This is a genomic window from Pseudomonas lactis (assembly GCF_001439845.1).
Classification (GTDB): domain Bacteria; phylum Pseudomonadota; class Gammaproteobacteria; order Pseudomonadales; family Pseudomonadaceae; genus Aquipseudomonas; species Aquipseudomonas lactis.
In genome coordinates, this window is the sequence record NZ_JYLO01000008.1 from 134,085 (window position 1) to 152,276 (window position 18,192).

At 62.2% G+C, this 18,192-nt stretch carries 16 protein-coding genes and 1 pseudogene; 15 read left to right on the forward strand and 2 right to left on the reverse strand.

Features of this window, described 5'->3' with window-relative positions:
* Window positions 1-5 precede the first annotated feature (5 nt).
* The 13 genes from TX24_RS14965 (at window position 6) to TX24_RS15025 (ending at window position 13,108) form a co-directional block, all read left to right on the forward strand.
* The gene (locus tag TX24_RS14965) at window positions 6-545 is read left to right on the forward strand and encodes a cupin domain-containing protein (RefSeq protein ID WP_014720525.1); all 540 of its coding nucleotides are present in this window, start codon (window positions 6-8) and stop codon (window positions 543-545) included.
* Between the two features lie 4 nt (window positions 546-549).
* The gene (locus tag TX24_RS14970; RefSeq protein ID WP_034134084.1) at window positions 550-1,428 is read left to right on the forward strand and encodes an alpha/beta fold hydrolase; all 879 of its coding nucleotides are present in this window, start codon (window positions 550-552) and stop codon (window positions 1,426-1,428) included.
* On the forward strand, window positions 1,425-2,258 hold the full coding sequence (locus TX24_RS14975) for an IclR family transcriptional regulator (RefSeq protein ID WP_003195671.1): 834 nt from the start codon (window positions 1,425-1,427) through the stop codon (window positions 2,256-2,258). Before TX24_RS14970 ends, TX24_RS14975 begins: the two co-directional genes overlap by 4 nt.
* Window position 2,259: 1 nt before the next feature.
* Window positions 2,260-3,057 (forward strand): SDR family oxidoreductase, encoded by a 798-nt coding sequence (locus TX24_RS14980; RefSeq protein WP_003195673.1) that lies wholly within the window; start codon window positions 2,260-2,262, stop codon window positions 3,055-3,057.
* Window positions 3,050-4,735 carry a thiamine pyrophosphate-binding protein gene (locus tag TX24_RS14985; protein ID WP_057710602.1) on the forward strand — a complete coding sequence of 562 codons (1,686 nt, stop codon included), beginning with the start codon at window positions 3,050-3,052 and terminating at the stop codon, window positions 4,733-4,735. Before TX24_RS14980 ends, TX24_RS14985 begins: the two co-directional genes overlap by 8 nt.
* 10 nt (window positions 4,736-4,745) lie before the next feature.
* The gene (locus TX24_RS14990) at window positions 4,746-5,549 is read left to right on the forward strand and encodes an aspartate dehydrogenase (protein ID WP_003195676.1); all 804 of its coding nucleotides are present in this window, start codon (window positions 4,746-4,748) and stop codon (window positions 5,547-5,549) included.
* A gap of 9 nt (window positions 5,550-5,558) precedes the next feature.
* Window positions 5,559-7,055 carry an aldehyde dehydrogenase gene (locus TX24_RS14995; protein WP_003195678.1) on the forward strand — a complete coding sequence of 499 codons (1,497 nt, stop codon included), beginning with the start codon at window positions 5,559-5,561 and terminating at the stop codon, window positions 7,053-7,055.
* Window positions 7,052-8,017, forward strand: coding sequence for a VOC family protein (locus TX24_RS15000; RefSeq protein ID WP_003195680.1), 966 nt, complete (start codon window positions 7,052-7,054; stop codon window positions 8,015-8,017). Before TX24_RS14995 ends, TX24_RS15000 begins: the two co-directional genes overlap by 4 nt.
* A gap of 13 nt (window positions 8,018-8,030) precedes the next feature.
* On the forward strand, window positions 8,031-9,173 hold the full coding sequence (locus tag TX24_RS15005; RefSeq protein ID WP_034134088.1) for an FAD-dependent monooxygenase: 1,143 nt from the start codon (window positions 8,031-8,033) through the stop codon (window positions 9,171-9,173).
* 25 nt (window positions 9,174-9,198) lie between these two features.
* Complete coding sequence (locus TX24_RS15010; RefSeq protein WP_003195684.1) at window positions 9,199-9,426, forward strand: recombinase-like helix-turn-helix domain-containing protein; 228 nt, start codon at window positions 9,199-9,201, stop codon at window positions 9,424-9,426.
* Between the two features lie 19 nt (window positions 9,427-9,445).
* The gene (locus tag TX24_RS15015; RefSeq protein WP_057710603.1) at window positions 9,446-10,480 is read left to right on the forward strand and encodes an aromatic ring-hydroxylating oxygenase subunit alpha; all 1,035 of its coding nucleotides are present in this window, start codon (window positions 9,446-9,448) and stop codon (window positions 10,478-10,480) included.
* On the forward strand, window positions 10,477-11,436 hold the full coding sequence (locus TX24_RS15020; protein WP_057710604.1) for a PDR/VanB family oxidoreductase: 960 nt from the start codon (window positions 10,477-10,479) through the stop codon (window positions 11,434-11,436). The genes TX24_RS15015 and TX24_RS15020 overlap by 4 nt, the downstream gene beginning before the upstream one ends.
* Before the next feature lie 445 nt (window positions 11,437-11,881).
* Window positions 11,882-13,108, forward strand: a complete 1,227-nt coding sequence (locus TX24_RS15025) for a hypothetical protein (protein ID WP_032900945.1) — start codon at window positions 11,882-11,884, stop codon at window positions 13,106-13,108.
* A gap of 156 nt (window positions 13,109-13,264) precedes the next feature.
* Here the strand turns inward: TX24_RS15025 and TX24_RS15030 are convergent, their stop codons facing one another.
* Complete coding sequence (locus tag TX24_RS15030; RefSeq protein ID WP_003195693.1) at window positions 13,265-13,657, reverse strand: hypothetical protein; 393 nt, start codon at window positions 13,655-13,657, stop codon at window positions 13,265-13,267.
* Window positions 13,658-14,931: 1,274 nt separating this feature from the next.
* Window positions 14,932-15,072: pseudogene (locus TX24_RS32945) on the reverse strand (PAAR domain-containing protein); the annotation flags it as partial.
* 570 nt (window positions 15,073-15,642) lie between these two features.
* On the opposite strand from TX24_RS32945, the gene TX24_RS15040 reads away from it, so the two are divergent.
* Both TX24_RS15040 and TX24_RS15045 read left to right on the forward strand, forming a co-directional pair.
* A complete protein-coding gene (locus tag TX24_RS15040; RefSeq protein ID WP_003195697.1) occupies window positions 15,643-17,088 on the forward strand; it encodes an alanine/glycine:cation symporter family protein in 1,446 nt (481 codons plus the stop codon).
* A 76-nt stretch (window positions 17,089-17,164) separates the two neighbouring features.
* Window positions 17,165-18,142 carry an asparaginase gene (locus TX24_RS15045; RefSeq protein WP_057710605.1) on the forward strand — a complete coding sequence of 326 codons (978 nt, stop codon included), beginning with the start codon at window positions 17,165-17,167 and terminating at the stop codon, window positions 18,140-18,142.
* The last annotated feature ends 50 nt before the right edge of the window (window positions 18,143-18,192 follow it).

Below are 18,192 nucleotides of genomic sequence, written 5' to 3' on the forward strand. Positions count from 1 at the left end.
CTGTCATGACTGATCTATCTGCCCAAAACGACACCCCGAAAAGCTGGGACCGCCCGGCCGGCGCCAGCCTGGAAAGCTGGATGAACACCCGTATCGCCCGTTACGAAACGCGCAAGTACGACTGGGATGCGCTGAAGTTCCAGGCCGACTACGACCCCAAGTTCCGCCGCGCACAAATGCGCTACATCGGCACCGGCGGCACCGGCATCAGCACCGACATGAACACCATCCCGTCGGAGCATTTCACCTTTTCCACCATGGTGATCCCGGCTGGCCACGAAGGCCCGCCGCACCTGCACATCGACGTCGAAGAAGTGTTCTTCGTGCTACGCGGCAAGCTCAAGGTGGTGCTGGAAAAAGACGGCGAGCGCTTCGAGACCATCCTCACTGACCGCGACGTGATTTCCGTGCCACCGGGCGTGTACCGCGAGGAGATCAACATCGGCGATGAAGACGCGTTGATGTGCGTGATGCTCGGCGCGAAAAAACCCATCACGCCGACCTACCCGCCAGAGCACCCTCTGGCTTCGATCAAGCGCGGATAAGCCCATGCTGCCAGGACTCTCTCAAGCCGCGCCGACGGCGGACCTGCAAGCCCAACTGGAGCGTGATTTCCCCCAACGCCTGGTGGCCTCGGCCGGTGGGCAGCAGGCATTGCGCGAATGTGGCGCGGGGCCGGTGGTGGTGTTGCTGCACGGTATCGGCTCCGGAGCGGCATCCTGGCTGCAAGTGGCGCGGCAACTGGCGCCCCAGGCCAGGGTCATCGCCTGGGACGCTCCCGGCTACGGCGATTCCAGCCCGCTGGAGTCGGATGCGCCCAAGGCCGAGCAATACGCAGCCCGTCTGGCGCAGATGCTGGATGCACTGGGTGTGGAGGAATGTGTGCTGGTCGGCCATTCCCTCGGCGCCCTCACCGCCCTTGCATTCGCCCGTAGTTCACAGGCCCATCGCGTCAACCGGCTGGTGCTGATCAGCCCGGCGCGCGGCTATGGCGCACCAGCCCTTGGCCAACAGCGCCAGCAGGTGCGTCAGCAACGCCTGGACAACCTGCAACGCCTGGGCATCGCCGGCCTGGCTGAACAACGCAGCGCTCACATGCTGTCGCCCCGTGCCACGCCCCAGGCCCTGGCTTGGGTGCGCTGGAACATGGCGCGCCTGAACCCCGTTGGTTATCGCCAGGCCATTGAATTGCTGTGCGGCGATGACCTGCTGCGCCATGGCCAACCGGCCATGCCCTGCGAGGTTCATTGCGGTGAAGCCGACAGCATCACCCCCGCCGAGGCCTGCCTGAGCGTGGCCAAGGCGCTGGGCGCCAGCTTCAACCTGATTGCCGACGCCGGCCACGCCAGCCCCATCGAGCAACCCCAAGTGGTAGCCGGGCGCCTGGCCTGCGCCATTCATCAATCCCTGACAGGTAGAACCCTATGAACGATTCCGATCTGCTCAAAGACGCTCAGGACAAATACATCGTTCCAGGCCTGGAGCGCGGCCTGCTCCTGCTCTGTGAGTTCAGCCGACGCAACCGCACCCTGACCGCGCCGGAGCTGGCACGCCGGTTGGCACTGCCTCGCTCGACCATCTTCCGTCTGCTGACCACCCTGGAGACCATGGGCTTCGTCACCCGCAGCGGCAATGAATACCGCCTCGGCATGTCCGTGCTGCGCCTGGGCTTCGAGTACCTGGCGTCGCTGGAGCTGACCGAGCTTGGCCAACCGCTGCTGGCGCGCCTGTGCGACCGGGTCAATTACCCGAGCAACCTGGTGGTGCGTGATGGTCGCTCGATTGTCTACGTGGCCAAGGTTTCACCGCCGTCGGTGTTCTCCAACGCGGTCAACGTCGGCACTCGCCTGCCCGCCCACGCCACTGTGTTGGGGCGCATCCTGCTCGAAGACCTGTCGTTGGCCGAGTTGCGTGAGTTGTACCCCGAAGAGCACCTGGAACAACACTCGCCCTGCACACCAAAAACCGTGATGGCCTTGTTCGACCTGGTCCAGGCCGACCGCCAGCGCGGTTTTGTCAGCGGCGAAGGCTTTTTCGAGTCGGCGATTTCCACGGTGGCCGCGCCGGTGCGTGACCAGAGCGGCGGCATTGTCGCAGCCCTGGGCGTGACCATCCCTACCGCGCAGATCGGCCACGTCAACTTTGAAGAACTCTTGAATCAGGTCCGGCGCAGCGCCGACGAGCTGTCACGCCTGCTCAACTACAACGGCGGCGCCCATAACGGCCAGCCCCGCGTTACCGCCTTGATGAGAGACTGACATGAGCCTTTACCAATTGCAGGGCCGCGTCGCCATTGTCACCGGGGGTTCTTCGGGCATCGGCCTGGCCTGTGTCGAACTGCTGCTGGAAGCCGGTGCGGCGGTGGCGTTCTGCGGTCGTGATCAAGAGCGCCTGCGCGGTGCTGAAGCCGGTTTGCGCGAGCGCTTCCCAAAGGCCCGCCTGCTGGCCCAGGCCTGCGATGTGCTCGATGCCGAGTCGGTCAACGCGTTTGCCGCCGCCAGCCTGGCTGCGCTGGGAGCGGCCAATGTGCTGATCAACAACGCCGGGCAAGGCCGGGTCTCGACCTTTGCCGACACCACCGACAGCGCCTGGACCGAAGAGCTGAACCTGAAGTTTTTCTCGGTGATCAACCCGGTCCGCGCGTTTAAGCCTCAGCTGGAAAACCAGCCTGACGCCGCCATCGTCTGCGTCAATTCGCTGCTGGCCAGCCAGCCCGAACCGCACATGGTCGCCACCTCTGCCGCACGCGCCGGGCTCAAGAACCTGGTGCGCTCGATGGCCACTGAATTCGCCCCGCAGGGCATCCGCGTCAACGGCATCCTGATCGGCCTGGTGGAATCCGGGCAATGGCGCAGGCGTTTCGAAGCGCGCGAAGAACGCGACCTCGGCTGGGCGCAATGGACCGCACGGCTGGCACAACAAAAACACATTCCCTTGGGGCGCCTGGGCCTGCCGATTGAAGCGGCCCGCGCGATCCTGTTTCTGGCCTCGCCTCTGTCGGCTTACACCACAGGCAGCCATATCGATGTATCCGGAGGCCTGTCCCGCCATGCGTAATGAAAACAACACTGTCACCGTGGGCGCTGCCATCACCGCCTTTCTCGAGCAATGCGACGTCAAGGCTGTGTTCGGCGTGATCTCGATCCACAACATGCCGATCCTCGATGCCTTTGCAGTGCGCGGCAATATCCGCTTCGTCATGGCCCGGGGCGAAGCCGGCGCCGCCAACATGGCCGACGCCTATGCCCGCACCACCGGCGGCCTGGGTGTGTGCCTGACGTCCACCGGCACCGCCGCCGGCAATGCCGCAGGCGCGATGGTCGAAGCCCAAACTGCAGGCACCCCGCTGCTGCACATCACCGGCCAGATCGAAACGCCGTACCTGGACCAGGAGCTGGCCTACATCCACGAAGCCCGCGACCAGTTGAACATGCTCAAGGCCGTGTCCAAGGCCGCCTTTCGCGTACGCAGTGTCGAGACCGCCCTGAGCACCATGAAGCTCGCGGTGCAGACCGCCCTGACCGCGCCCACCGGGCCGGTCAGCGTCGAAATCCCCATCGACATCCAGTCCACCTTTATCCCGATGCCCACCGACCTGTCGCCCCTGCCGATCCCGGTGGCCGTGCCCGCGCCGGATGCCCTGGACCTGATGGCCGACCGCCTGGCCAGCGCCAAGCGACCGATGCTCTGGCTCGGCGGCGGCGCCCGCCATGCCGGCGTACAGGTCAAGCGCCTGCTGGCGATGGGCGTGGGCGTGATCACCTCCACGCAAGGTCGCGGCGTGGTCAATGAAGACGACGAGCGTTGCCTGGGGGCTTTTTCGCAGAACAAGCGGGTCGAACAGTTCCTGCAAACCTGCGATGCGCTGCTGATCGCCGGCTCGCGCCTGCGCAGTAACGAAACCTTCAAGTACGCACTGAAACTGCCTTCGAATCTCTTGCGCATCGACGCCAACCCGGCGATCGAAGGGCGCAGTTACGCCAGCGAACTGTTTGTCTGCGGCGATGCGGCGCTGGCGCTCGAGGGCCTGGCGGATCGCCTGGAAGGTCGCTTGCACACCGACCCGAGCTTTCTCACTGAACTCAAAGCCGTGCGCGAACAATCACGTAGCCAACTGATGGCCGACCTCGGGCCGTACTCGGCCATGGTCGAGCAATTGCAGGTCGTGACCGGGCGCAACTTCTCCTGGGTACGCGACGTGACCCTGTCCAACAGCATCTGGGGCAACCGCCTGCTGACCCTGTATCACCCACGCGCGGGTGTGCATGCCTTGGGCGGCGGGATTGGCCAGGGGTTGGCCATGGGCATCGGCGCAGCCGTCGCCGCAGCGGAAACGGCGCCGGAGCGCAAAGTGTTCGCAATCGCAGGTGACGGCGGTTTCATCCTCAACCTGGGTGAGCTGGCGACTCTGGTCCAGGAGCGCGCCAACCTGGTGATCCTGCTGATGAACGACCAGCGTTACGGGGTGATCCGCAATATCCAGGACGCGGTCTACGGCAGCCGCCATTGCTACGTCGACCTGCACACCCCGGACTACACCAAGCTTGCCGAGTCCCTGGGCCTGCGCCATGGCCTGGTCACTGATCTCAAGGACTTCGGCACGGTGGTGGACAGCGCCCTGAGCCAGCCAGGCCCGTTCCTGCTGGAAGTGGACATGCTCAGCGTCGGCAACTTCGCCACCCAGTTTGCCGGCCCGCCCAACAGCGAAACCAAAGCCCAGAAGGCCACCGCCTGAGGATCGCACCATGTTGCATATCACCATGATCGGCTGCGGTGCCATTGGCGTCGGTGTGCTGGAGCTGCTGGAGAACGACCCACAGCTGTGCGTGGATTACGTCATCGCGTCTGAGGGCTCCGAAGCCTTGGTGCGCCAGCGCCTGGCCAGTTTCAAACAGCCGCCGCAGGTGCTGACGGCCTTGCCCGCCGATGCCCGCCCGGATTTGCTGGTGGAGTGCGCCGGGCATCGCGCCATTGAAGAGCATGTGCTGCCGGCGCTGGAGCGTGGGATTGCCTGCCTGATTGTGTCGGTGGGCGCGTTGTCCGAGATCGGCCTGGTGGAGCGCCTGGAGGCGGCGGCGGAACGCGGCAAGACCCGCATCGAATTGCTGCCTGGCGCCATCGGCGGCATCGATGCGCTGTCGGCGGCCAAGGTCGGCGGGCTGGACGCGGTCAACTACACCGGCCGCAAGCCGGCCCGCGCCTGGAAGAACACCCCCGGCGAGCAGGCCTGTGACCTGGACACCATCGAGCAAGCCACGGTGATCTTCCAGGGCAGCGCCCGCGAAGCGGCGCGGCTGTACCCCAAGAACGCCAACGTCGCGGCCACTCTGTCGCTGGCCGGCCTGGGCCTGGACCGCACCCATGTCACGTTGATCGCCGACCCCCACAGCGATGAAAACGTCCACCACTTCGAAGCCCGGGGCGCCTTTGGCCGTTTCGAGTTGAGCCTGCGCGGCAAGCCCTTGCTGGCCAACCCGAAGACCTCGGCGCTGACCGTGTACAGCGTGGTCCGTGCCTTGGGCAACCATGCCCACGCGATTTCCATTTAGGAGCCGTCGATGAACACCGAACAGACATTACCCATCTGCATCGCCGGCCAGTGGCGCCCAGGCCGTGGCGAGCGTTATGCCAGCCGCTACCCGGCCACCGGCGAAGCCGTGGCCTGGCTCAATGCCGCCGACCTGCAGGATGTGGAAGAAGCCATTCAGGGCGCGCACCAGGCGTTTTTGCACAGCGGCTGGGCCCAGCGCAAACCCCACGAGCGGGCCGGCGTGTTGTATCGCATCGCCGAGTTGATCCGCCTGCACAGCGAAGAGCTAGCGCAACTGCAGCGCCAGGACAACGGTAAACCGATCAATGAAACCCGCGCCCTGGTAGCCAGTGCGGCCGGCACCTTTCAGTTCTTCGCCGCGGCCTGCGAAACCCTGGAAGAAACCATCACGCCGTCACGCGGTGATTTCGTCAGCATGAGCGTGTATGAGCCGATGGGCGTGGTCGCCGCGATCACCCCGTGGAACTCGCCGATTGCCAGCGAGGCGCAGAAGGTCGCTCCGGCATTGGCGGCGGGCAATGCGGTGGTGATCAAACCGGCGGAAATCACCCCGCTGCTGGCCCTGCGCCTGGCGCGTCTGTGTGAAGAGGCCGGCCTGCCCAAGGGTTTGATCAGCGTGTTGCCGGGCAAGGGTTCGTTGCTGGGGGATGCGCTCACCCGCCACCCGCTGATCAAGCGCGTGTCGTTTACCGGTGGCACGCGCACGGGCAAGCACATCGCCCATATTGCCGCCGACAAGATGATGCCGGTGTCCCTGGAGCTGGGCGGCAAGTCACCGACCATCGTCCTCGAGGACGCCGACCTTGAGCATGCGGTGGCCGGGGTGCTGTACGGCATCTTCAGTTCGTCGGGCGAAGCCTGCATCGCCGGCTCCCGGTTGTTCATCGCCCGCGCCTTGTACGAGCCGTTCATGCAGCGCCTGGTCGCTGCCGCCGCGAACCTGCGGGTGGGCGACCCGGCCGACGAGCATACACAGATGGGCCCGTTGATCAGCGCCAGCCACCGCGAATCGGTGGAGCGTTACGTCGCCCTCGGCCTGGCCGAAGGTGGGCGCCTGCGCCTGGGTGGGCAGCGCCCCAGCGGTAATGTGTATGACCAGGGTTACTTCTATCCGCCGACCATCCTGGAGGGCCTGAGCAACCACCAGCAAGTGTGCCAGGAGGAAATCTTCGGGCCGGTATTGGTCGCCATGCCGTTCGACGACGAAGCACAACTGCTGGAGCAGGCCAACGACAGCGTCTACGCCCTCGCCGCCGGCATCTGGACCCGTGACTACAAGCGCGCCTGGGCCCTGGGCCGGCGTTTGCAGGCCGGTACGGTATGGATCAACACCTACAAGCAGTTCTCGATCTCCACGCCTTTCGGCGGCTGGCGCGACAGCGGCCTGGGCCGCGAAAAAGGTCGCCTGGGCATCCTGCAGTACATGGAACAGAAGAGCCTCTACTGGGGCATGAACGAACAGCCACTGGCCTGGGCCGGTGTGCCACGAGAGGTAGCGCAATGAGCGTTTTAGGTATTGATGAAGTCACTTACGGCGTCGAGGACCTGGACACCTGCGTACGTTTTTTCAGCGACTGGGGCCTGACCCAAGTCAGCGCGCAATCGGACGAGGTGGTGTTCGAGACCCTCAACGGCTGTCGCGTAGTGCTTGCGGACCTGAACAAGCCGGGCCTGCCGCCGGCCATCGAAGCCGGCTCCACGGTGCGCGAAGTGGTATGGGGCGTAGCCAGCACCGCCGACCTGGCGCTGTACAGCCAACGCATCGCCAATGACCCGGGGTTTGTCGAATGTGACGGGCGCATCGGCTGCACCGACCCCAACGGTCTGGCGATCCGCCTGCAAGTCACGCGCAAGCGTGAACTGGAGATTGAATGCAGCGGCCACAACACCTGGCAGACCAAGGGCCGGATCAACAAGGCGGCGCCGATCTATGAGCGCGCCACGCCGATTGAAGTCGGCCACGTGGTGTTTTTCGTCAAGGACGTGAACGCCTGCGAAGCCTTCTACCACGAGCGTTTCGGCTTCCAGGCCTCGGACCGTTACCCGGACCGCGGCGCCTTCCTGCGCACCGCCGAAGAAGGCGGCCACCACGACCTGTTCATGTTGCAACTGCCGGCACCACGGGCGGGGCTGAACCACGTGGCCTTTACCGTGCGCGACGTTCATGAGGTGTTTGGCGGCGGCATGCATGTGTCCCGCAGCGGCTGGCCGACCGAAATCGGGCCGGGCCGCCACCCGGTGTCTTCGGCGTTTTTCTGGTACTTCAAGAACCCGGCCGGCGCGCTGGTGGAGTACTACGCCGATGAAGACCAACTGACCGGCGAATGGCAGCCACGCACCTTTGAGCCCGGCCCTACGGTCTTCGCTGAATGGGCCATTGCTGGCGGTATCGACGGCAACACCCGGCGCCAGCAACACGTCGAAGCGCCGCAAGGCAAGTTCCTCACCGACAAACCCAAACCTTGAGCAGGAGTCGCCCATGCCTTCCCTGAATATTGCTATCGCCGGTGCCGGTATCGGCGGCCTGACCGCCGCCATCGCCCTGCATCGCGCCGGTCACCAGGTCACCGTGTTCGAACAGTCCAAGGCCTTTTTGCGCGTCGGTGCCGATATCAACCTCACCCCCAACGCGGTCCGTGCGCTGGATGGCCTGGGCATTGGCCCCGCCGTACGCATCCCGGCCGCTCGCCCCACGCACCGCATCAGCCGCATGTGGGACACCGGCGAGGAAACCTCGCGCCTGGAAATGTCCGATGCTGCCGAACAAAAATACGGCGCGCCGCAACTGACCATCCACCGCGCCGACCTGCTCGCGGCCCTGGCCGAAGTGTTCCCGCTGAACAACGTGCAGTTCGCCAAGCGTGCCGAACGGATAGAACAGGCTGACGACGGCATTACCTTGCACTTCAAGGATGGCAGCCAGCACCGCTGTGACGTGCTGATTGGCGCAGACGGTATCCACTCAGTGGTGCGCAGCGCGCTGTTTGGCGAAGAGCATCCGCGCTTTACCGGAGTGGTGGCCTATCGCGCGGTGGTACCGGCCGAACAGGTGGCGCATGTGCCGAACATCCAGGCGTTCACCAAATGGTGGGGGCCGAACCCGCAAAGCCAGATCGTCACCTTCCCGCTGAACCAGGGCAAAGACATCTTCATCTTCGCCACCACCGCCCAGGACAGCTGGCACGAAGAGTCGTGGACCAGCGCCGGCGATGCCGATGAGCTGCGCAGCCACTACCAGGCGTTCCATCCGGACGCCCGCGCCCTGCTTGATGCCTGCACCGATGTGCTCAAGACCGCGTTGTATGAGCGTGACCCGCTGCCGTTCTGGTCCAAGGGCGCGATCACCCTGCTGGGCGATGCCTGCCACCCGATGATGCCGTTCATGGCCCAGGGCGCCGGCCAGGCCATCGAAGATGCGGTGGTGCTCGCCCGCTACCTGCAAGACCTCGACAGCCAGGCCTCGGTGGCCGGCGCGTTGCAGGCTTACCAGCAAGCGCGCCTGGAACGCACCAGCCAGATCCAGATCGGCTCGCGGGGCAACCAGTGGCTCAAGGACGGCGGTAATGCCGATTGGGTCTACGGCTACGACGCCTGGGGCGTCCCAACAACTCACGCAGCCTGAACACACCTGTACGGAGGTCAACACCATGAGTACTCACGAACCCTACCTGCAACCCCATCAGGCACGTAAACGACCCAACACCCAGTTCGAAGAGTTGCTGGGCGACTCCATCGAGCGCGCGTTTGGCAGTGGCGTGACCGAACTGCCGGCCCTGCTCGCGCATTTGAACCTGGCCGGCCCGCCGTGCCCGCTGACCAGCGGCGAGTGGACCGAAGATGCCTACAAAACCCTGATGGCCCGGCTGGGCGAATGACCCGGCAGAAGGAATAAAAATGAACATGCAATTGACCGTCGACCCTGTTGAACAGCATCTGGCCAATGGCCTCAAAGACCTCTGGTTCCCGATATTGCCGTCGGACCTTTTGGGTGAGAAGCCGCTGTCGATACGACGCCTGGGCTACAAGATCGCCCTGTGGCGCGACAACGATGGCAGCGTTCATGCGCTGGAAGACCATTGCCCCCATCGCGGCGCCCCGCTGTCCCAAGGGCCGGTGCTGGGCGATCGCCTGCAGTGCCCGTACCACGGCGTTGAAGTGCGCTGCGACGGCACCGTCACCAAAGTACCCGGCAGCCCCGGCTGCAAACTGGAAGGCAGCCGGCCCACGCGTATGTTCCACACCCGCGAAGCCGCAGGCGCGATCTTCTTGTTCAACGCCACCGACCCGCACCTGGACGTTGCGCCGGAGCTGGTGCTGCCCGAACAATTGACCTCTCCCGAGTGGAGCAGCTTCGTCTGCTACACCGAGTGGAAAGGCGACTATCGCTACGTGATCGACAACGTCATGGACCCGATGCACGGCACCTACCTGCACAAGATGTCGCACTCGATGAGCGAAGGCGAAGCCACCGCCAAGTTTGTCACCCGCGACACCGACACCGGTTTTTTCTTCGAGAAGGAAGGCCAGCGCGGCGTGAACTTCGACTGGACCGAGTTCGTGGACAACGGCTGCCATTGGCTGCGCCTGGAAATCCCCTACCCGAAAACCGGCGGTCCCGGCGGCAACTTCACCATCATCGGCAGCTACACCCCCAGCAGCCGCTCGCTGGCCGCCGCGTTCCACTGGCGCTGCCGCCCGCTGACCGGCTGGCAGCGCGACACCTGGCGGTTTCTGTACAAGAACCGCCTGGAAGCTCGGCATTGGGCGGTACTGGAACAAGACCGAGTGCTGCTGGAGTTCATGGAGCCGGATGCCAATCAGCGTGAAAACCTCTACCAGCACGACCTGGGCGTAGTGCGGCTGCGGCGCTACCTGAAGAACGCCGCCAAAGCCCAGCTCGAGTTGATCGACGCGAAGCAATTGCCATGAATAAAGCCGCGCTCCTCAACGCCCGCGTCCACATCCTGCGCTATGAAGCCGAAGGCATCATCAGCGTCGAACTGCGGCCTTTGGGCGATACCGTATTCGCGCAGTTCGACGCCGGCTCGCACATCGACCTGCACCTGGCCAACGGCCTGGTGCGCAGTTATTCGCTGCTCAATTCGCCCAGCGACCGTGGGCGTTATGTGGTCGGTATCCTGCGTGACCGCAACAGCCGTGGCGGTTCGGAGTATGTGCACAGCCAATTGCGGGTCGGCATGCCGTTGTCGATCTCGCCGCCTCGCAACAACTTCGAACTGGACCTGAGCGCCAGCCACAGTGTGCTGGTGGCCGGAGGCATCGGGATCACGCCGATCTACTGCATGTTCCGCCAATTGCTGGCGCTGGGAAAATCCGCCGAGCTGATCTACTGCGCCCGCTCACGCCAGGAAGCTGCATTGGTAGAAGAATTGGGCGGACTCGGTGCGCGGGTGATTTACCACTTCAATGACGAAAAAGGCGTGCCGCCCGATCTGGCCGCCTACCTCGCCGGCCAACCTGCGGATACCCATCTGTACTGCTGCGGCCCGACGCCGATGCTCGACGCTTTCGAAAGTACCTGTGAGCGCCTGGGTTATCCCCATGCTCACATCGAACGCTTTGCCGCCGCCGAACTGCCGCCCAGCGAAGACGCCCAGAGCAGTTATAGCGTTGAACTGAAAAGGTCCGGCAAAACCCTGGCGGTGGAACCTGGCTTGAGTTTGCTGGATGTGCTGCTGGAGGCGGGTTGCGACATTGATCACAGCTGCCGCGAAGGCGTGTGTGGCTCCTGCGAGACGCGGGTAGTGGAAGGCGAAATCGACCACCGCGATGGGGTGCTGACCAAGGCCGAGCGGGCTGCGAACAAGTCGATGATGGTGTGCGTTTCAGGCTGCAAGAGCCAACGCTTGGTGCTAGACCTCTAACCCCCCTTGTAGGAGCGAGCTTGCTCGCGAAGAACGTCCAGGCACCGCGTTACTCCAAGGTGCTCGCAGTATCGTTAACGTTTTTCGCGAGCAAGCTCGCTCCTACAGGATCACCCGCAAAGTGCCCGTTTCATTGGCAGCGTGCAATAAATACGCACCTATCACGGGCAACTTTGTTACCACACTTACAGGTTGTTTCATGGGTTATACAAACCGCTTTGTTTCCCATATAAACAACTGTTTTTGATGATGTTTTTATAAAGCATTAACTAACAAGCCGCCTGGCACACTTCCTGCTCTACTCATGTGCATTCACTGATTAAACGGCGTTTCGCCGATAAAACAATAAGAACCAACACTTAAACCCGGTAAGACCCGCTCCCTCCTTAGTTGCCTTTAAAGGCAAGCGGACGAGTGTTGCCGATCACCCGGTAGAGAGGTCTCTATGAAGCGCGTCTTGTGTGCAGGATTGATGTTTGCCAGTTTCAGCAGTTTCGCCGCAGAACCCATTCCTTCCGAGCCGGTACGGGTCAACGCCGCCAACAAACCTTTCCCGCATATTTCCTGGCGCAGCGATAGCGGCGACAGCAGCCTGGACATCGGCGGGGCGTTGCGTACCAACTATCGCGACGAGCATTGGGACACCACCGAAAACAACGGCAGGTTTCTGTTCGACACGTTCCGTCTGGATGTGCAGGCCACCTACAAGAGCCTCTACAGCGATATCGGCTACTGGTTCCAGGATGACGGCAAGCGTTCCATTGACCGCGGGTTCGTGGGCTATCGGCTCAATCCCAACTCCAACCTGCAACTGGGGGCGCCGTTCAAACCCTTCGGTCTGGAGCCTTATCCGCAATTTGGCTGGAGCTACCACCTGCCGTTCTTCATGGGCTACGCGGTGAGTGCCGGCACCGGCCTCAAATACAGCTACAAGGATCAGGATTGGGACGTGCAACTCGGCTACTTCCCGCGCATGCTGCCCAGCGATTTGCGTTACTCGCCGGAAGTGGGGCGTTACGCCGACTTGAATGACAACGCGATTGCCTTCACCCAGTCGCGCCAGGACAACGAGAAGCGCAACCAATTCAACGCCCGCGTGGCGCGCACCTTCAACAACGAGGGCTGGAAGACCGAAGTCGGTGCCTCACTCGCCACCGCCCAACTGTACAACGCAACCACCAAAGACAATGGCGACTACTGGGCCGCCGGCGTGCACGCCATCATCAGCAAGGGCCTGTGGACCGTCACCACCCAAGCCATCCGCTACGAATACGACCCCGAAAACCCGGCCGGGGTGAGCAACGACTCAGTGCTGATGGGCGGCAATGGCCTGACGCCTGCGTACCTGATCGCCTCCAAGGCCAGCCTGGCTTCGCTCAACGTCGGCTACGACATCCACACGCCCCGGCTGGGGCAACTGAAGAAGATCAAGCTGTACAGCGATTACAGCCGGATGATGAAAGACAAAAGCGCCTGGGACGACTCGCAGATGTTCACCGTGGGCGCGCAGTTCCTGGCGATGCCGGTGATGGCCTGGGTCGATCTCACGTGGGCGCGTAACGCCAATCCCTATGGTGGTGCGGAGAATGGCAGCGGCTTTACCAGCACCAATTCGGTGGGCAGCAACGACTGGTATTACCGCACCAACGTCAATATCGGTTACTACTTCTGACCTAGACCCCCTGTGGGAGCGGGCTTGCTCGCGAATGCGCCATATCAGCCACTGCATACGTTGACTGACCTACTGCATTCGCGAGCAAGCCCACAGGGGTTGTGCGCTGGCAGTTGGCTTTTGCTGATGTCGGGCCTCGGGTGAGGCCCGTTTGGGTTACCTGAACTCCAGCGCAATGGCTACAACAGCCATCCAAATCAGGGCGGTAGAGATCATCGTCGTAACGATTGTGAGAAGACGTTTTAGATAGGGTGGGAAGTTTTCATAGTCCACGGGGTCCAACTTGCCATGCCGGATATGCAACTTTGGCATCAGGATCATTCCGGCTATTTGTGACATTTCCAAAAGAGACCAAATCAAACCGCGCTTCCCAAGGCTGTCTCCCCAGAGGTAGATATAACGGCTGTTTTTCAAAGCTTCCTTTATGGCGTCCAAATGACGGTGGGTGAGGTACAGACTGAATGCGAGGCCGGCAAAGCCAAGCAGAAGCGGGCCACCGGCAACCATCCAGAAAGCCAGCCAGGACTTCCAAAACTCTTCCGCCGTCATGGCAAAGATTTCTCATACAAAATTTCTCCGCCCATTTCGCCCCCTTTGCCACCGATAGTCGTACCCGCCCAAGCGCCTGTCCCAACCAGAGCCGCTACACAGATAACGCCCCCTATACCTGTCGTAACACCCAGCCCCAGGCAGATCGTACTACCAGCAACACCACCGACCCACCCGCCAGCAGCACCTCCGCCAACCGAGCCAGAGAACTTTCCAGCCTCTGTAAACTTGATCTTTTCGCAAGCCGCCCCGGAATCGTTATTGCAAACCTGCTGTATTGCCAATGAGGCGGATACGCCGCCAAGGGCAATTCCGATGTAACCACCTGCCTTCATGTATCTGGCCGCGCGGCTGGTGGCTTCCACATGCGCCGAATAACCCGGAATCTGCCCAGGCCCACCCGCTTTGTCCCAGTGATGCACCAGACTGCGACTGGATATACCTAGGGCCGTTTTCAACTTGGGGTGATCACCCAGGGTGGTTTGGCCACGTAAGCGCGTGGAGTTAAGCAGGTGGGCATCCAGATGGTTCATAAGACGCTGTCGATCCGCGAAGAACTGGGGCGATTTAAGGTGACCGTGCTGACGATAATTTTGTTGATGCAGGCGCTCGATGGCTTGGAGGGTGTCGCGCAGGTTGTTCATGTGCGTTTCCATCACCACAGCGCTGACGCCGAGCCAGGTTGAGGTATGGCCGATAAAACCAGCTATTTCGGCACCGTGGCGATACAGAAAGTCAGCCTCGTCCGGCGTCAGCGAATCCAGAGATGCGCTGACGTGTTGAGCAGCCTGCATCAATTGCGCTTCTTGATAGGTGCAGGAGGTATTGTTCGGATCGCTGAGCACGATCATCAAGCCGGCTTTGACGTGTCCTGTGTTGGGATTCAGCGATTGAAACTTGCGCATTACCGCCGGGTCCCGAATTGGAAACAGTGTGGCTTCCATAGCTTCGCGGGTCATGCTTTTGGGGACGATATAAAAACCTGGCTCCTCGCCTAAGAGAGCTTTAAATGCGCCAAATGCGGACCGGGGCGAATAACTTGGCGCGGTGGCAGTGCGTTGAGAAGGGGCCGACCATTGGGGCGCTGGCTGGACCGGATCGACGGCTTGTCTGTTGGCGCGCACAACCGAGCCACCTCTGCCGTGGTACGTGCCGAGTAACACCGAAGGAATCAGCTCGGCTTTACAGGGACAGCCGCTGTAGCTGTCCAACGTACCGGCAATAAGCCGGCCATTGCTTCGCATGAAAGAAATGCCGCCGATGATCTTATACGTTTGCCCATCCTTGCCACAGGTGACTGAGTCACCTTCGCAAGCACGAAGACTGCCATGCATATGGGTCCTTTGATCTCCGTCCAGTACTTCCCCGCCGCAACTGGTTTTGTCACCTTGGCGGATGAAATGACCTACGCTCATTGTTCTGCCTCTTATCCATGGTTTTTTTGACCGTGCTTTCCTGCTCGTTTCGATAAGAAAACTGACGCGTAACGCATTTCAATCGAGGCAATCGAGTAAGGAAAAGTCAGTAGCAAGCCAAACTTTGGAGAGGGATTTACTTAGGGTAAAGTCGGACGATTCCGTGAGTTTCGTCGTATAAGTCTGATAGGCTTGCGGCGCCCGATGCCGTACACCGGGCGCGCATTGCTTGCCACTAACGTTCCAAGCACAGTCGTCAAATGGCTGTTGGGGCGAGGGAGCGAGCTCCCTCGCCACAGGTAAGCTATTTATCGGCCCCGGCGCGATTTTTCCAATTGACCGTTCCTCGGTCAATTACGCCCCTTGCAGACGGCTGGCGCGCACCTAGGTATAGTGCCGCCCCTCTTCGCGTCTGCGGCCGTCGATAACGAGGCCCGGGAACCACGCGAAAGCGCATGAATAACAACACCCGCAAAAGGATGGGGATCGAGCGTCGTGCACTGCCTGGTGCCGAGCGATGCGTCGGACCGTCCTGCGTTTGCCATCAGAAAAATCAGCGAGGAACACTCCATGCTCGAAGTCATCAACGACTTCCTCTCAGGGAAAGTACTGATCGTGCTCATAGTCGGGCTCGGCGGTTATTTCACGATCCGCTCGCGTTTCGTGCAATTGCGTCACTTTTTCCACATGTTCTCGGTGTTTAAAGACAGCCTCAAGAGCAGCGCCGGCCAACTCAGCTCGTTCCAGGCGCTGATGCTCAGCCTGGCGGGCCGCGTGGGTGCCGGTAACATCGCCGGTGTCGGCATTGCCGTGACGTTGGGTGGCCCGGGTGCCGTGTTCTGGATGTGGGTTACCGCGCTGGTGGGCATGTCTTCGAGCTTTATCGAGTGCTCCCTCGGCCAGTTGTACAAGCGCACCGACGCTGAAGGCACCTACCGTGGCGGCCCGGCCTATTACATCCAGCACGGCCTGCACAAGCGCTGGCTGGGTATGGTCATGGCGTTCCTGCTGCTGGTGACCTTCGGCTTTGCCTTCAACGGCCTGCAAGCCCACGCTGTAACGCACTCGCTGAACAACGCCTTCGGCCTCGACACCACCTACACCGGCCTTGCGCTGGCGGTGTTGCTGGGCCTGGTGTTCATCGGCGGGATCAAGCGTATCGCCTCGATTGCCGACCTGCTGGTGCCGGTCAAGACCCTGGTCTACATCGCCGTGACCCTGTACGTGATCGTGCTGCAATTCGACCATGTACCGGCCATGCTCGCGACCATCGTCAAGAGCGCGTTCGGCCTCGACCAAGCCTTCGGTGGCCTGGTGGGCAGTGCGATCATCATGGGTGTGAAGCGCGGCGTGTTCGCCAACGAAGCAGGCTTGGGCAGTGCGCCTAACGTAGCGGCAGTGGCGTCGGTAGAACACCCGATCGCCCAAGGCGTGGTGCAGGCGTTCAGTGTGTTCCTCGACACCTTCGTGATCTGCACCTGTACTGCGTTGCTGATTTTGCTGTCCGGTTTCTACACCCCAGGCTTTGAAGGTGACGGCATTGCCCTGACCCAGAACTCCCTGGCGGCGGTAGTGGGTGACTGGGGCCGCATGTTCATCTCGGTGGCCCTGGCGTTGTTCGTGTTCACCTCGATCATGTACAACTACTACCTGGGCGAGAGCAACCTGCGCTTCCTGGTCGGTAACAACCGCAAGGTGCTGATGGGTTATCGCGCCTTGGTGCTGGTGCTGATTTTCTGGGGTTCCATCGAGAACCTGAGCACGGTGTTCGCCTTCGCCGACATCACCATGACCATGCTCGCGTTCGTCAACCTGTTCGCCCTGGCGTTCCTGTTCAAGATTGCCATGCGCATCCTCAATGACTACGACAACCAGCGCGCGGCGGGCATCAAGACTCCGGTGTTCGATTCCAGCCAGTTCCCCGACCTGGACCTGGACCGCAAGGCATGGCCGGCCAACCCGGTGAAAACCGAAACGGCCCCGGCAGCGGAACTGAGCGCTCAAGCGCAACGTTAATCGCAGCTAGATGACACGCCGCCCGGCCTTGGGCATGCTCTGGGCCCGGCGGCGTTTTTCGTTCAGGAGATTTTCGATGCAATCAGCTAATAACGTGATGGTGCTCTATACCGGCGGCACCATTGGCATGCAGGCCAGCGCCAACGGCCTGGCGCCCGCGTCTGGTTTTGAAGTGCGCATGCGTGAACAGTTTGCCGGCGCAGACCTGCCCGCGTGGCGCTTCCAGGAAATGTCGCCACTGATCGACAGCGCCAACATGAACCCTGCCTACTGGCAACGCCTGCGCAGCGCCGTGGTCGAGGCGGTAGATGCCGGCTGCGACGCCGTGCTGATCCTGCACGGCACCGACACCCTGGCCTACAGCGCGGCGGCCATGAGCTTCCAACTGCTGGGCCTGCCGGCGCCGGTGGTGTTCACCGGTTCGATGCTGCCAGCGGGTGTACCGGATAGCGATGCCTGGGAGAACGTCAGCGGTGCGTTGACGGCCTTGGGCGAAGGCCTGAAGCCGGGTGTGCACCTGTACTTCCACGGCGCGCTGATGGCGCCGACTCGCTGCGCGAAAATTCGCAGTTTTGGGCGCAACCCGTTTGCCGCACTGCAACGCAATGGCGGTGTTGCGCTGGCAGACAAGCTTCCCGCCGCGCTGGCCTACCGCAACGACAAGGCCCCGGCCAACGTTGGTGTCCTGCCGCTGGTTCCTGGCATTGCTGCCGCGCAACTGGATGCATTGATCGACAGCGGCATCCAGGCCCTGGTGCTCGAGTGCTTCGGTAGCGGCACCGGCCCAAGTGACAACCCAGCCTTCCTGGCCAGTCTCCAGCGTGCGCAGGACCAGGATGTGGTGGTGGTCGCGATCACCCAATGCCATGAAGGCGGCGTGGAACTGGATGTCTACGAAGCCGGCAGCCGCCTGCGCAGCGTGGGTGTACTGTCCGGCGGCGGCATGACCCGAGAAGCGGCCTTCGGCAAGCTCAACGCCTTGATCGGCGCGGGGCTGGACAGCGCAGAAATCCGCCGCCTGGTGGAATTGGACCTGTGCGGCGAGCTGAGCTGACCGGCATGTAACTTGCTCCACTTCCAGCTATCCCCTGGCTGGAAGTTCCC

Excerpts from the sequence above, each read along its gene's own strand:
- TX24_RS14985 (WP_057710602.1), top strand. The coding sequence starts at position 3,050 with ATGCGTAATGAAAACAACACTGTCACCGTGGGCGCTGCCATCACCGCC.
- TX24_RS15005 (WP_034134088.1), top strand. The coding sequence starts at position 8,031 with ATGCCTTCCCTGAATATTGCTATCGCCGGTGCCGGTATCGGCGGCCTG.
- TX24_RS15015 (WP_057710603.1), top strand. The coding sequence starts at position 9,446 with ATGAACATGCAATTGACCGTCGACCCTGTTGAACAGCATCTGGCCAAT.
- TX24_RS15040 (WP_003195697.1), top strand. The coding sequence starts at position 15,643 with ATGCTCGAAGTCATCAACGACTTCCTCTCAGGGAAAGTACTGATCGTG.
- TX24_RS14970 (WP_034134084.1), top strand. The coding sequence starts at position 550 with ATGCTGCCAGGACTCTCTCAAGCCGCGCCGACGGCGGACCTGCAAGCC.
- TX24_RS14990 (WP_003195676.1), top strand. The coding sequence starts at position 4,746 with ATGTTGCATATCACCATGATCGGCTGCGGTGCCATTGGCGTCGGTGTG.
- TX24_RS14975 (WP_003195671.1), top strand. The coding sequence starts at position 1,425 with ATGAACGATTCCGATCTGCTCAAAGACGCTCAGGACAAATACATCGTT.
- TX24_RS14965 (WP_014720525.1), top strand. The coding sequence starts at position 6 with ATGACTGATCTATCTGCCCAAAACGACACCCCGAAAAGCTGGGACCGC.
- TX24_RS15045 (WP_057710605.1), top strand. The coding sequence starts at position 17,165 with ATGCAATCAGCTAATAACGTGATGGTGCTCTATACCGGCGGCACCATT.
- TX24_RS15020 (WP_057710604.1), top strand. The coding sequence starts at position 10,477 with ATGAATAAAGCCGCGCTCCTCAACGCCCGCGTCCACATCCTGCGCTAT.
- TX24_RS14980 (WP_003195673.1), top strand. The coding sequence starts at position 2,260 with ATGAGCCTTTACCAATTGCAGGGCCGCGTCGCCATTGTCACCGGGGGT.
- TX24_RS15030 (WP_003195693.1), bottom strand. The coding sequence starts at position 13,657 with ATGACGGCGGAAGAGTTTTGGAAGTCCTGGCTGGCTTTCTGGATGGTT.
- TX24_RS15000 (WP_003195680.1), top strand. The coding sequence starts at position 7,052 with ATGAGCGTTTTAGGTATTGATGAAGTCACTTACGGCGTCGAGGACCTG.
- TX24_RS15025 (WP_032900945.1), top strand. The coding sequence starts at position 11,882 with ATGAAGCGCGTCTTGTGTGCAGGATTGATGTTTGCCAGTTTCAGCAGT.
- TX24_RS15010 (WP_003195684.1), top strand. The coding sequence starts at position 9,199 with ATGAGTACTCACGAACCCTACCTGCAACCCCATCAGGCACGTAAACGA.
- TX24_RS14995 (WP_003195678.1), top strand. The coding sequence starts at position 5,559 with ATGAACACCGAACAGACATTACCCATCTGCATCGCCGGCCAGTGGCGC.